Here is a 12,732-nt window from a genome sequence, read left to right as displayed (position 1 = left end):
CTCATGGTGCGGGAGAGGCTGCTACGCGCAGTGGCGGACCGGCCTTCGCGCGGACGCGCTGCGCCCAGGCGAGGACGCTCGCTGCGACGACCGAGAAGATCAGCAGCCCGCCGGTGATGATGTTGATGACGTCGGATGTGACTCCGGCGAGGCGCAGGCTGCTGCCCAGCACCCCGATCAGGAGAACGGCGGCGACGACGCCGTGCAGGTGTCCCCGTCCGCCGAACACCGACACTCCGCCGAGCACCACGGCCGCGATGACCTGCAGTTCGAGCCCGGTGGCGTTGTCGCCTCGGGCGCTGCCGAACCGCAGCGTGTAGAAGATGCCTGCGAAGGCGGCGACCACGCCCGAGAGCACGAACAGGATGAACTTCGTCCGTTCGACGTCGACGCCCGAGAACCGCGCGGCGTCCTTCGACAGACCGATCGCGAAGACACCACGGCCGAAGGGCGTGAAGTGCAGCAGCACGGCGAACAGCACCAGCAGGATCAGGAACGGGATGACGATGTACGGGATGGTCGTCCCGGCGATCTTCGCCTTCGCGAGCGCCGTCCATGTCTCGGGGAAGTCCGTGACGGCCGTGGTGCCGAGCAGGCCGACCGCAAGCCCGCGGAAGAGTGCGAGTGTGCCGATCGTGACGGCGAGCGACGGCAGCCCGACGATCGTGACGAGGAACCCGTTGAAGGCTCCGCCGACGACGCCGACGAGGAGGGCCGCAAGGGCGGCGACCTCGAAGGGAGCACCCGACTCGGTGAGGACTCCGGTGACGACGCTGGCGAGGCCCACCATGGATCCCACCGACAGGTCGATCTCGCCCGTGATCATGACGAGCGTCATGGGCAGCGCGATGAGCAGGATCGGTGCGACGTCGAGCAGGAGGTAGTTCGCGGTGATCGGCTGGGCGAAGCCGCGGATCGTGACGGCCGCCACGATCGTCACCAGCACGAGGAGCGCGATGATCGCGAACTCGCGGTTGATGAAGATGCGCCGCCACAGCGGACGGTCGTAGTCGCGGATGACGCGGGTCGACGTCGTCGTCGTTGTCGTGGTCATGATTCGTCCCTCGCCTCGATGAGCTGGCGTCTCTGTCTGACCGCGAGCACCCGGTCGAGCACGATGGCCCCGATGATGAGCACACCGACCACGGCACGCTGCCAGAAGTCCGGGATGCCGAGAATGGGCAGCGCGCGGTTGATGGTCATCAGGAGCATCGCGCCGATGGCCGCGCCCCAGACCGTGCCGACACCGCCGGTGATCGCGATGCCACCGATGACGGCTGCGCCGACGGCATCCAGCTCCCAGCCGCTTCCCGCCTGCGAGCTGATGGATCCGTATCGCGCGGCGTAGAAGACGCCGGCGAGACCTGCGAGTGCACCCGAGAGGACGAACGCGGAGAGCACCCGACGGGTGACCTTGAGGCCGTAGAGCTCGGCGGCCGAGGGGTCGGAGCCGATCGCGTAGTACTCGCGTCCGCCCCGGATGTTGCGCAGATACCAGGCCGCGAGCGCGAGCACGATCACCGCGATGATCGTCAGCACAGGGATGAACAGGATCTGCTGCGTGCCGAGTGCGAGGAAGTCCTTGGGCATGTCGGAGGCGTTGATGCGATCGCTGCCGGTCCACAGCACGTTGATGCCGCGGTAGGCATAGAGCGTGCCGAGCGTGATCACCATGGCCGGCACCTTCGCGAAGGCGACCAATGCGCCGTTGACCAGGCCGAGGAAGGCACCGAGCAGGACGGCCGCGATCACGACGACCACGATCGGGATGCCGGGGACGTCGACGAAGAGGCGTCCGGTCAGGTAGGCCGTGAGGCCCATCACCGAGCCCACCGACAGATCGACGTTGCGCGTGATGATGACGATCGCCTGGCCCACGGCGACGAGCATGAGGATCGACGGCGTGAGCAGCAGATCGCGCCAGCCGTCGGAGCTGAAGAGGAACGCCGGGTTCTTGACGGTCGCGGCGATCACGACGAGCACGAGCGCGGCGAGGATGCCGAACTCGCGTGCACGGCCGATGCCGCCGGGCTTCTTCGCGATCGCCGGAGCGGCGGCCGCGGGTGCGGTGGTGGTGCTCATGAGTGCAGCTCCGATGAGTGGGTGGCGGCGAACATGACGTTCTCGCTGGTGGCGTCGTCGCGGGAGATCTCGGCGGTGATGCGTCCTTCGCGCATCACGAGCACGCGATCCGCCATGCCGAGCACCTCGGGCAGCTCGGACGAGATCATCAGGATGCCCATGCCCTCGCCGGCGAGCTGCGACAGCAGTCGGTGCACCTCGGACTTGGTGCCCACGTCGATGCCGCGGGTCGGCTCGTCGATGATGAGGACGCGCGGGTCGGTGGCCAGCCACTTGGCCAGCACGACCTTCTGCTGATTGCCGCCCGAGAGCGTGGACGCCACGGTGTCGAGCGCGTGCGTCTTCACCTCGAGGCGCGACGCCCACTCCTTCGCCGCACGGTTCTCGATGCCGCTCGTGATGAGTCCCCACTTCGAGAGGCGCCGGCGGATGGCGAGCGTGATGTTGCCTCCGACGCTCGCGTCGATCACGAGGCCCTGCTTGCGGCGGTCCTCGGGAACGAGCGCGAGTCCGCTGCGCATCGCGGCGGTCGGGTTGCGGCGGGCGACGCCCGCGCCGAGCATCCGCACCTCTCCCTCGTCGTAGGGATCGACGCCGAAGATCGCGCGGGCGACCTCCGAGCGACCGGCACCGACGAGACCTGCCAGTGCGACGATCTCGCCCGCGCGCACCGTGAACGAGATGTCATGGAAGACGCCGGGACGGGTGAGCGCTGTGACCTCGAGCAGCGGCTCGCCGATGGCGGCCTCCTGCTTGGGGAACAGCTCGGTGACGTCGCGGCCGACCATCTGGCGCACCAGTTCGTCGACCGTGGTCTCGGCGATGGGAGTGGTGTCGATGTATGCCCCGTCACGCATGACGGTGACGGTGTCGCACAGGTCGAACACCTCGTCGAAGCGATGCGAGATGAAGAGGATCGCGCGTCCCTCGTCGCGGAGGCTCCGCGCGACCGCGAAGAGTCGGTCGACCTCGACGCCGCTGAGTGCGGCCGTCGGCTCGTCCATGATCAGCACGCTCGCGTCGAGGGAGATGGCCTTGGCGATCTCGATGATCTGCTGGTCGGCGATCGACAGACCCTCGGTGATGCGGTCGGGGTCGAGCGTCACGCCCAGGCGGCGGAAGATCCGGTCGACTTCGGTGCGCATGGCCTTGCGGTCGATGCGGCCGAGGAAGCCGGTGGGCTGACGTCCCATGAAGATGTTCTCGGTGACCGAGAGATCGGGGAACAGCGTCGGCTCCTGGTAGATGACCGCGATGCCCGCGGCCTTCGACTGGGCGGTGCTGGTGAAATCGACATCGTCGCCGTGCAGACGGAAGTCGCCCGAGTCGCGGCGGTACAGACCGGCCATGATCTTCACGAGCGTGGACTTGCCCGCGCCGTTCTCGCCGATGAGGGCGTGGATCGAGCCGGGGCGGAGCGTCAGGCTGCCGGAGCGGAGTGCGACGACGGGGCCGAAGGACTTCACCACCCGATGCAGCTCGAGCGCGGTGGGGGGAGCGCTGCGGGCGGAGGCTGCGTCTACCACTGGCTTTCCTCTCCGTTGAGGGGGATGATGATCGGAATGAACTTTACCTGAATCGATTCAAGCTCGTTTCAGGCTAGTGTATGTGATGCCGGTCTCAGGTCAACCCCCGATGCCGAAGCGTGATCCGCCCGACGACGAGAGGACTGCCGAATGCCGGTCAGCATCCGCGATGTCGCCGTTCGCGCCGGCGTCTCCGTCGGCACCGTCTCGAACGTCCTGAACCGACCGGACGAGGTCTCCAGCGAGTCGGTCGAGCGAGTGACGCAGGCGATAGAAGAGCTCGGCTACGTGCGAAACGACGCCGCCCGCAAGCTCAGAGCCGGCGTGAGCACGACCGTCGGATTCGTCGTGCTCGACGGCCAGAACCCCTTCTACAACGATGTGGTGCGCGGTGCCGAAGACGAGGCGTCCAGCCACGGCATCGCGATCCTGTACGGCAACACCGACGACGACCCGTCCCGCGAGAAGGTCTATCTCGACCTGTTTCGCGAGCAGCAGGTGCGCGGCCTGCTCATCGCCCCCTACGGCGACGTCATGACGCAGCTGCGCAAGTTCCGAGCGAGCGGGATCGCGACGGTTCTCGTCGACCGATTCAGCGCCGACAGCGGGTTCTCGTCGGTGTCGGTCGACAGCGTCGCGGGTGGGCGGCTGGCGGTCGAGCACCTCATCGAGGGCGGTCGGCGGCGGATCGCCTTCGTCGGGGGCCCCTTCGACATGCGTCAGGTCACCGACCGTCTCGCGGGCGCTCGCGCGGCGGCCGAGAACGCGGCGGTGCACGTCGAGCTCGAGGTCGTGCCGACGGCGGCGATGACGGTCGAAGAGGGCGTCGCCGCCGGAGCGCGCCTGCTCACCCGCCCTCGGCGCGAGTGGCCCGACGCGCTCTTCGCCGCCAACGATCTGCTCGCCCTCGGCCTGCTGCAGTCGCTCGTGTCGGGCGGACGCCTGCTCGTCCCCGACGAGATCGCGCTGATCGGCTTCGACGACAATCCGTTCGCGGCCGCCGCCGCGGTGCCGTTGTCATCCATCCGGCAGCCCAGCCGCATGATCGGTCGCACGGCGCTGCGGATCGTGCTCGAAGAGGCGGCCGACCCCGAGAGCATCCCCCGTCAGACCGTGTTCCCGCCCGAGCTGATCGTACGCAGCTCGACCGGCGGCTGACCCGGGGCGGCCTTCCCCGCACCTCGGCGGCTCACGTGCATCCGCAACCTGAGCATGCATTTCGGCCCGGAGCCCCGCCATCGAGCCCCCGATCAGGTCCCGTACGCCCTCGAGACCGGCCGGTGCAGCCCCTCGTACTCCACCGACGGCCAGCGCTCATCGACCGCGAGCACCTCCCAGTCGTCATCTGTGCGCAGCAGGGTGTCTTCGACTTTGCGGCCCGGTGCGGTCGGGTTCCAGGCGAACGCCTGATCCTCGATGATCAGATCCGCAGTGGATGCCGTGGCGCGGGGATCGCGACCGGCATACCCGGTCGGTCCGCCCTGGTGGTGGCGCTGCCATTCGTCGGCGTCGAACCCATAGCGGGCGTACGCCGCGATGCCCGCCGTGAACGCGTCGTTCAGACGGGCTCCCGGCACTGACGCATCGAGGAGAGCCCGCTCCACGCCCCAGATCGGCTCGTCATCGACGGATGCGCCGACCCAGCGTGTCGCGTTGGCGATGAGCCCGTTCCGACGCCCGCACACGACGATCATGGCCCGCTCTCCGAGCAGCCCGGCGGTCGGAAGCGGATGCCGGAACGCAGTCCGATCGGAACCGGCGACCAGCACGACCAGCGGATCGATCCCCCGGGCGATCAGCTCGGCGGAGACGATTGCGGCGACCGTCCGCTCGCTCTGCTCCGGACCGACGCGGGCGAGCGCATCCGTCAGCGCCTCTGCCGTCTCCCGTCCGAGAAGTCGATATCTGGCACGCTCGGCCGGCAGCAGGCGCGCGCGAGCCGCGCGCAGTTCAGCCGCCACATGCGATTCGGCGACGCCGGCCTCCTCAGCCGCGGCGGCAGCGGGTGGGATCCACCACGGCACGCGCACCACGCGCGCGGCATCCTCCGGCAGCAGCTCCTCGGCGATCAGCCGATCGGCCTCGTTCTCGGCGATGAAGAGCACATCGCCCTGCGCCTCCGCCCGCACCGCGAGCACCGGAGGACCCGCGAGCGACACATGCGTGCGCACGCCCTCGAGGTACCACGACAGCGATTCGTGAGAGACGAGCACCACGGGCGCCCCGTCGACCTCTCGGCGCACGCGCGCCAGCCGATCCTGCTTCTCGGCGCGGTCCTCGGATGCTCCAGCCATGAGACCCTCCCTGAAGAACGTTTTCTCGTAGTATGACGACAGCCGCGACCTCTCGCGGACACGAAGGGATGCCGATGGCACGCGAATCGACACGCCCCGGCATCACCGACGTCGCGAAACTCGCCGGCGTCTCACTGTCGACGGTGTCGCGCGCGATGAACGGCAACCCGACGGTCGATCCGGCGCTCGCCGAGCGCGTGCAGGCAGCCGCTGCGCAGCTCGGCTACACGGCGAACCCCGTGGCACGGAGCCTGGTGCTCGGCCGCACCCAGACCATCGCCGTCGTCATCCCCGACCTCGAGAACCCGACGTTCCAGGCGATCCTGCGTGGCCTCAGCCGCGCGGCCGCGGCCGAGGGTTATCACGTGCTGGTCGCCGACTCGCGTGAGGATCTGGATGAAGAGCAGGCGCTCGCCCGAGCGACCAGGCTGCGCACCGACGGCGTGATCCTCTGCGCCCCTCGAATGCCCAAGGAGGACCTCGGCCGACTGCTGCCGATGCTCTCCCCCGCCGTCGTGATCAACCGCGGCCCGCAGACGAGCACTCCCGTGGTCGGCGCCGACTACGGATCCGGCATGCGCGAGATCGTCGGCCACCTCACCTCGCTCGGCCACCGCCGGCTCGTCTATCTCGCCGGCGCCACCCGCAGCGTGACGCACAGGGCGCGGCAGGATGCGATCGCGGCGGAGCTCTCCCGGACCGACGGGCTCGAAGTCGAGGAGATCACCGCAGGCGTCGACTTCGACAGCGGCACCGCGGTCGCCGACCAGGTTCTCGCGAGCGGAGCCACCGCAGTGATCGCCTACAACGACCTCGTCGCCATGGGGCTGCTCTCGGCCCTGACCGTGCGCGGTGTCGACGTGCCGGAGCAGCTGTCGATCACGGGTTTCGACGACATCCCCTTCGCCGCCTACACCTCACCCCCGCTCACGACCGTGGCCGTTCCCGCGGTCGAGATCGGCGCAGCCGCATGGGCTGCGATGCACGACCAGCTCACCGGCGGCGATCCCACGGCAGCGCTCACCTTCACGCCCTCCCTGATCGTGCGCGGCAGCACCGCCGCCGTGCACACGCCCTGAACCGTCGGCCGTCCCGGGGCCTGACACCTCTCCTGTGCTATCGTCGAGAAAACGTTTCCTGACCGGAGATCGAAGAGAGATCACGATGACGAAGACCCGCTACGCCCTCGCCGGTGCCGGAGCCCGCGCGCAGATGTACGTCGAGGGGATCATCGGCACGCACCGTGACCGCGCCGAGCTCGTGGCGATCATCGAGCCGAACCCGGTGCGGGCCGGGCACTACGCCGACCGCATCGCGGAGGTCGGCGCGCCGGCGCCCCGCCTCGCCACCCCCGACGAGCTCGAGCAGGTGATCAGCGACGAGCGGGTCGACCGGGTCATCATCTGCTCCCGCGACGACCTCCACGCCGAGCTGATCGTCCGGTCGCTCGAAGCGGGCGCCGACGTCGTCGTCGAGAAGCCGCTCACGATCGACGCGGCGAGCGCCGCCCGCATCGAAGACGCCGTCGAGCGCACCGGTCGCCAGGTCGTGCTGACCTTCAACTATCGCTACTCGCCCCGCAACAGCGCACTGCGCCAGGTGATCCAGGACGGCACGATCGGCGACGTCACGTCCGTGGACTTCTCGTGGATGCTCGACACGAACCACGGCGCCGACTACTTCCGCCGCTGGCACCGCGAGAAGAAGAACTCGGGCGGTCTGCTCGTGCACAAGTCGAGCCACCACTTCGACCTCGTCAACTGGTGGATCCGCTCACAGCCGACCCGCGTCTTCGCGTCCGGCGGCCTGCGTTTCTACGGAGCCGAGAACGCGGCCGGCCGTGGCCTCGGCGAGCGACCGGCGCGAGGCACCCACGACGACGGCGACCTGTTCGAACTCGACCTGCGCACCGATGAGCGTCTCACCGCGCTCTACCTCGACGCCGAGGAGCACGACGGGTACCGGCGCGATCTCGACGTGTTCAGCGAAGGCATCACGATCGAGGACAACCTCGCACTCGTCGTCGACTATGCGTCCGGCGCGACGATGTCGTACTCGTTGAACGCGCACTCCCCCTGGGAGGGCTACCGCGTCGCCGTCAACGGCACCCTCGGCCGGGTCGAGCTCGAGGTGGTCGAGCGCGGCGCCGTGCTCGCGGGCGAGGGACTGCACCCGCACATCGACCCCAGCCTCTCCGGCGGCCACGGCACGACCGCACTGCGCCCTGAGAGCGAGCGTCTGATCGTGCAGCGCCACTGGGAAGAGGCCTACGAGGTGCCGATCGACGGCGGCGACGGAGGCCACGGCGGTGGAGACGAGCTGCTGCTGTCCGATGTCTTCGAGGGCCCCGGGGACGACCCCCTCGCGCGTCCGGCCGACTGGACCGACGGCATCCGCTCGATCGCTGTGGGCATCGCGGGCAACCGCTCACTCGAGACGGGCCTTCCCGTGACGGTCGACGAGCTCGGGATCGCCCTGCTGGCGCGGCCATGAGGATCATCGTCACCGGCGGTTCGGGCAGACTCGGACGCACCCTGGTGACGGGCCTCGCAGATGCCGGGCACGAGATCGTCTCGATCGACCGGGAGCCGAGCGCGGCCCTCGACCGGGACGGGATCACGCAGGCGTCCCTCGACCTGACGGACGCGGATGCCACGGCATCCGCTCTCGCCGCGACGTCGGCGGATGCACTGATCCATCTCGCGGCGATCGCGGTGCCCTTCAGCGCACCCGAGGACGTGATCATCCGCACGAACGCAGGTCTCGCCCAGTCGGTGCTGGGCGGAGCCGTACGGGCCGGCATCCACCGCGTCGTCGCGGCGTCGAGTCCCACCGTGGTCGGCTATGGCGCACCTCGCGGCTGGACCCCTGAGCGCCTCCCCCTCGACGAGACGTCGCCGACCGAGCCCTGGAACGCCTATGCCCTGTCGAAGCTGCTCATCGAGCAGACCGTCGACATGCTGCGGCGTCAGGCCGGCGACGACGTGCGCTTCGCCTCCTTCCGCCCCTGCTACGTGATCGCCCCGGAGGAGTGGGCCGGCGCTCTCACCCAGCAGGGCCACACCGTTCTCGATCGTCTCGACGATCCGGCGCTCTCCGCGCCGGCGCTCTTCAACTATGTCGACGCCCGCGACGTCGCAGCCTTCACCGACACCCTCCTCGCCGCGCTCGACCACATCCCGAACGGGGAGAGATTCTTCGTGGGAGCCGACGATGCCCTCGCCCGCCGCCCGCTGAGCGAGCTGCTGCCCGCGTTCCACCCCGGCACCGAGCACGCGGCCGCGGCGCTGACCGGCACTTCTTCCGCCTTCTCGTCCGACAAGGCCGCCCGACTCCTCGGCTGGCGCCCGTCCCGCACCTGGCGCACAGAGCTGGCACTGCTGTGACCACGATCCGGAACCTGTCGACTCGTCTGCAGAGGGTGCCGCTGACTCGTCCGTGGGCTGCCGACGTCACCTCCGTCGGCGTGATCGCGACTCATGTCGTGCGCTCTGACGGTGGCGAGGGATGGGGCTTCTCGTGGAGTCCGCAGATCGGCGCGCCGGCCGTGCAGGCGCTGCTCGAGCATGACATCGCTCCCGCCGCGGTCGGCCGCTCCGCCACGCCCGGCGAGAGCTGGCAGGGGATGTGGGAGCACCTGCACGAAGCCGGAGGCGGGGGGATCACGACGATCGCACTCGCCGGCCTGGACCTGGCGCTGTGGGATGCGGAGGCGCGGTCGACCGGCGTCTCGGTGTCGGAGTCGATCGGCCGCGGCCGCGAACGGGTGCGCGCCTACGGCTCAGGCGTGAACCTGCACTACTCGCTCGACGAACTGCTCGCCCAGGTGCAGCGCTGGATCGATGCGGGGTTCGAGGCGGTCAAGATCAAGGTCGGAAAGCCCGACATCGCCGAGGACGCCGATCGCGTCGCCGCCGTCCGCGAGCTACTCGGCCCTGATCGGGGGCTGATGATCGACGCGAACCAGCGGTGGGATCTGGCGCGGGCGACCGCATCCGTCGAGGTCCTGTCCCGCTTCGACCTCGCCTGGATCGAAGAGCCCCTGCGCGCCGACGACCTCGACGGACACACGGAACTCGCACGGCGCATCGACGTGCCTATCGCGCTCGGCGAGAATCTGCACACCGCGCACCGTTTCGGCGACTTCCTGCGCGCGGGTGCGGCGCAGATCCTGCAGCCCAACATCGTGCGGGTCGGCGGGATCACGCCGTTCCTCCGCATCGCCGAGCTGGTCGCCGCGCACGGTGCGACCCTGCACCCGCACCTTCTGCCCGAGCTCTCGGGTCAGCTCGCGCTGACTCTGCCCGACACCGGCCACGAGGTCCTGGTCGAAGACGTCGAAGACGCCGGCTTCGGTGCACTGGGAGCTCTCGCCGACCCCTCGCCGGTGACGATCGCCGACGGCCACCTCACCGAGAACGCGCACCACGGTCTCGGGCTCCGCTTCGCTCCCCTGCTCGACGACGGGGCCCGCCTCGGCGCCTGAGTTCTCGGCGCCGAGGCGTGCGGTCAGGCCTGCGGCAGCGCGCCGGCGTTCGCTCCGGCGAGCAGCTCCTCGACCTGCTCGTGCGTCACGTCCACCCCCGGGAATCCGATAAGGCGGCCGATCGGGAACGACGCCATCATCTTCTCCAAGGCCTCGTCGTTGGGCATCATCGATGCCGCCGACGAATCGGCGCCGCTCAGTTCGCCCAGGAAGCCGCCGAGCGCGCCCATCATGATCGGCCCCGCGACGGGGTGCGCCATCACATCGCCGATCGAGGAGTTCATGGTGAGGGGCAGCGAGACCACATCACCCGCCACCTCGACAGTCGCGGTGGAGCGGATGTCGCGGCTCGATGCCGCGACATCGATGCGGTACTCGCCGGGCTCGACGATCCAGCGGTCGACGCGGACGTCCCAGTAGGCGAGGTCCTCGCGACGGATGACCAGCTCGACCGTCCGGGTCTCGCCCGCGGTGATCGCCACCGAGGCGAAGGCCTTGAGCTCGCGAGGCGCGCGCTGGACGACCGAGGACACCGGAGCGGCGTACACCTGCACGATCTCGCGGCCGTCGCGGGTTCCGGTGTTGGTCACGTCGACGCGCACGGCGATGTCACCGTTCTCGGCCGCTTCGACCGTTGCCTCGCCGTACGAGAAGGCCGTGTACGAGAGCCCGTGGCCGAACGGGAACGTGACATCGAGTCCCTTCGCGTCGTACCAGCGGTAGCCGACCAGCACTCCCTCGCCGTAGCGGACATGACCGAACTCGCCGGGGAAGCTGCCGAACGACGGGTTGTCCTCCACACGCACCGGCACCGTCTCGGTGAGCTTGCCCGACGGGTTCACGGCGCCGTAGAGCACGTCGGCGACCGCTCCGCCGCCCGCCTGTCCGAGCAGCCAGGTCTCGACGATCGCGGGCACCCGGTCGGCGAAGGGCAGCGCGACGACGCCGCCGTTCGAGAGCACGACGACCGTCGCGGGATTCGCCTCGATCACGGCGTCGAGCACCGCCAGCTGAGCCGCCGGAAGGTCGATGTGCTCGCGGTCGAAGCCCTCCGACTCCTCTGCGGCGGGGAGGCCGAGGAACACGACCGCGACATCCGCTGCGGACGCGGCGGCGACCGCCTCCGCGCGCAGGTCGTCAGCCGAGCGACCGGATGCGGCGGTGTCGCCGCCTTCCACGGCGAAGCCCGGCGCATATGCGACGTGGTCCCCACCGATCGCGCGCAGCTCGTCCAGCGCCTCGTCGACCCTGGTCGGGTTGATGAGCGACGATCCTGCTCCCTGGAATCGCGGCTCGGTGGCGAAGGCGCCGATGACCGCGATGCGCTGCTCGGGGGCGAGCGGCAGCAGGTCTCCGTCGTTCTTGAGCAGCACGATCGAGCGACCGGCCGCCTCCCTGGCGAGCGCATGGTGCGCGTCGACGTCGAGCGGGCCGGAGACGGCCGGACGCCGCTGCGCCTTGCGGACCAGATCGATCGCGCGGTCGGCCGCTGTGTCCAGCACGCTCTCAGCGAGCTCGCCGGCGCGCACGGCAGCGACGAGCTGCGCATCCGTCCGACCTCCCGACGACGGCATCTCGAGATCGAGGCCGGCGGCGACGCCCGCCACACGATCGTTCACGGCACCCCAGTCCGACACGACGAGACCGTCGAAGCCCCAGTCGTCGCGGAGCACCTGGGTGAGCAGCCAGGGGTCCTCCGATGCGTAGACGCCGTTGATGCGGTTGTACGAGCACATGACCGTCCATGGCTGAGCGTCCTTGACCACGCGCTCGAAGCCACGCAGGTAGATCTCGTGCAGCGGTCGCGGGTCGACGTCGGAGCTCGCCCGCATCCGGTCGAACTCCTGGTTGTTCGCGGCGAAGTGCTTCAGCGACGTGCCGACGCCCTGCGACTGCACACCGCGCACCGAGGCGGCACCCAGGGTTCCCGAGACGATCGGGTCTTCGGAGAAGTACTCGAAGTTGCGGCCGCACAGCGGCGACCGCTTGATGTTGATGCCGGGGCCCAGCACGATCGCGACGTCTTCGATGGCCGCCTCGACTCCGATGGCGGCGCCGACCCGCTCGATGAGCTCGGGGTCGAACGACGATCCGATGCCGACGGCCGGTGGGAAGCACGTCGCCGGCACGCTGCTCGAGAGGCCGAGGTGGTCGGTTCCCCCCGACTGCTTGCGCAGGCCGTGCGGCCCGTCGGTCATCATGATCGACGGCAGACGGACGCGATCGATGGCCTTCGTGGTCCAGAAGTCCGCGCCGCTCGTGAGCGACGCCTTCTCCTCGAGGGTGAGATCGGATGCCGAGGTGTCGGTCATGGTCTTCCTTTCGCGCGCGACAGCGGTGTCTT

Annotated in this window: 10 protein-coding genes; 5 read left to right on the top strand and 5 right to left on the bottom strand. The window is 69.5% G+C overall.

Going from position 1 to position 12,732, the window contains the following annotated elements; genetic code table 11:
* Window position 1: 1 nt before the first annotated feature.
* Genes BMW26_RS02900 through BMW26_RS02890 form a run of 3 tightly spaced genes read right to left on the bottom strand, consistent with a single transcriptional unit; the run spans window position 2 to window position 3,608 of the window.
* Window positions 2-1,054: an ABC transporter permease gene (locus BMW26_RS02900; protein WP_053098751.1), complete on the bottom strand. Its 1,053-nt coding sequence runs from the start codon at window positions 1,052-1,054 to the stop codon at window positions 2-4.
* Window positions 1,051-2,082: an ABC transporter permease gene (locus BMW26_RS02895; protein ID WP_053098750.1), complete on the bottom strand. Its 1,032-nt coding sequence runs from the start codon at window positions 2,080-2,082 to the stop codon at window positions 1,051-1,053. Before BMW26_RS02895 ends, BMW26_RS02900 begins: the two co-directional genes overlap by 4 nt.
* Window positions 2,079-3,608 (bottom strand): sugar ABC transporter ATP-binding protein, encoded by a 1,530-nt coding sequence (locus BMW26_RS02890; RefSeq protein WP_053098749.1) that lies wholly within the window; start codon window positions 3,606-3,608, stop codon window positions 2,079-2,081. Before BMW26_RS02890 ends, BMW26_RS02895 begins: the two co-directional genes overlap by 4 nt.
* A 150-nt stretch (window positions 3,609-3,758) precedes the next feature.
* Between BMW26_RS02890 and BMW26_RS02885 the strand changes: the two genes are divergently transcribed.
* The gene (locus BMW26_RS02885) at window positions 3,759-4,766 is read left to right on the top strand and encodes a LacI family DNA-binding transcriptional regulator (RefSeq protein WP_053098748.1); all 1,008 of its coding nucleotides are present in this window, start codon (window positions 3,759-3,761) and stop codon (window positions 4,764-4,766) included.
* A 92-nt stretch (window positions 4,767-4,858) separates the two neighbouring features.
* On the opposite strand, the gene BMW26_RS02880 is transcribed toward BMW26_RS02885, so the two are convergent.
* Window positions 4,859-5,902 (bottom strand): M24 family metallopeptidase, encoded by a 1,044-nt coding sequence (locus BMW26_RS02880; protein WP_232224523.1) that lies wholly within the window; start codon window positions 5,900-5,902, stop codon window positions 4,859-4,861.
* Between the two features lie 74 nt (window positions 5,903-5,976).
* Between BMW26_RS02880 and BMW26_RS02875 the strand changes: the two genes are divergently transcribed.
* From BMW26_RS02875 to BMW26_RS02860, 4 genes are all read left to right on the top strand, one after another.
* A complete protein-coding gene (locus BMW26_RS02875) occupies window positions 5,977-6,981 on the top strand; it encodes a LacI family DNA-binding transcriptional regulator (RefSeq protein ID WP_198032374.1) in 1,005 nt (334 codons plus the stop codon).
* Between the two features lie 85 nt (window positions 6,982-7,066).
* Complete coding sequence (locus BMW26_RS02870) at window positions 7,067-8,395, top strand: Gfo/Idh/MocA family protein (protein WP_072590714.1); 1,329 nt, start codon at window positions 7,067-7,069, stop codon at window positions 8,393-8,395.
* On the top strand, window positions 8,392-9,288 hold the full coding sequence (locus BMW26_RS02865; protein ID WP_072590713.1) for an NAD-dependent epimerase/dehydratase family protein: 897 nt from the start codon (window positions 8,392-8,394) through the stop codon (window positions 9,286-9,288). The genes BMW26_RS02870 and BMW26_RS02865 overlap by 4 nt, the downstream gene beginning before the upstream one ends.
* Entirely contained in the window at window positions 9,285-10,388 is a 1,104-nt protein-coding gene (locus BMW26_RS02860) for a mandelate racemase/muconate lactonizing enzyme family protein (protein WP_072590712.1), read from the top strand. Before BMW26_RS02865 ends, BMW26_RS02860 begins: the two co-directional genes overlap by 4 nt.
* Window positions 10,389-10,411: 23 nt before the next feature.
* Here the strand turns inward: BMW26_RS02860 and BMW26_RS02855 are convergent, their stop codons facing one another.
* On the bottom strand, window positions 10,412-12,700 hold the full coding sequence (locus tag BMW26_RS02855) for a glycoside hydrolase family 3 C-terminal domain-containing protein (RefSeq protein ID WP_072590711.1): 2,289 nt from the start codon (window positions 12,698-12,700) through the stop codon (window positions 10,412-10,414).
* Window positions 12,701-12,732 lie beyond the last annotated feature (32 nt).

Origin of the sequence: Microbacterium sp. 1.5R, from assembly GCF_001889265.1 — a bacterium.
Taxonomy (GTDB): domain Bacteria; phylum Actinomycetota; class Actinomycetes; order Actinomycetales; family Microbacteriaceae; genus Microbacterium.
The sequence above is the reverse complement of the archived record's forward strand: the minus strand, read 5'-3'. Positions and strand labels throughout refer to the sequence as shown.

Excerpts from the sequence above, each read along its gene's own strand:
- BMW26_RS02875 (WP_198032374.1), top strand. The coding sequence starts at position 5,977 with ATGGCACGCGAATCGACACGCCCCGGCATCACCGACGTCGCGAAACTC.
- BMW26_RS02855 (WP_072590711.1), bottom strand. The coding sequence starts at position 12,700 with ATGACCGACACCTCGGCATCCGATCTCACCCTCGAGGAGAAGGCGTCG.
- BMW26_RS02885 (WP_053098748.1), top strand. The coding sequence starts at position 3,759 with ATGCCGGTCAGCATCCGCGATGTCGCCGTTCGCGCCGGCGTCTCCGTC.
- BMW26_RS02865 (WP_072590713.1), top strand. The coding sequence starts at position 8,392 with ATGAGGATCATCGTCACCGGCGGTTCGGGCAGACTCGGACGCACCCTG.
- BMW26_RS02870 (WP_072590714.1), top strand. The coding sequence starts at position 7,067 with ATGACGAAGACCCGCTACGCCCTCGCCGGTGCCGGAGCCCGCGCGCAG.
- BMW26_RS02895 (WP_053098750.1), bottom strand. The coding sequence starts at position 2,082 with ATGAGCACCACCACCGCACCCGCGGCCGCCGCTCCGGCGATCGCGAAG.
- BMW26_RS02900 (WP_053098751.1), bottom strand. The coding sequence starts at position 1,054 with ATGACCACGACAACGACGACGACGTCGACCCGCGTCATCCGCGACTAC.
- BMW26_RS02880 (WP_232224523.1), bottom strand. The coding sequence starts at position 5,902 with ATGGCTGGAGCATCCGAGGACCGCGCCGAGAAGCAGGATCGGCTGGCG.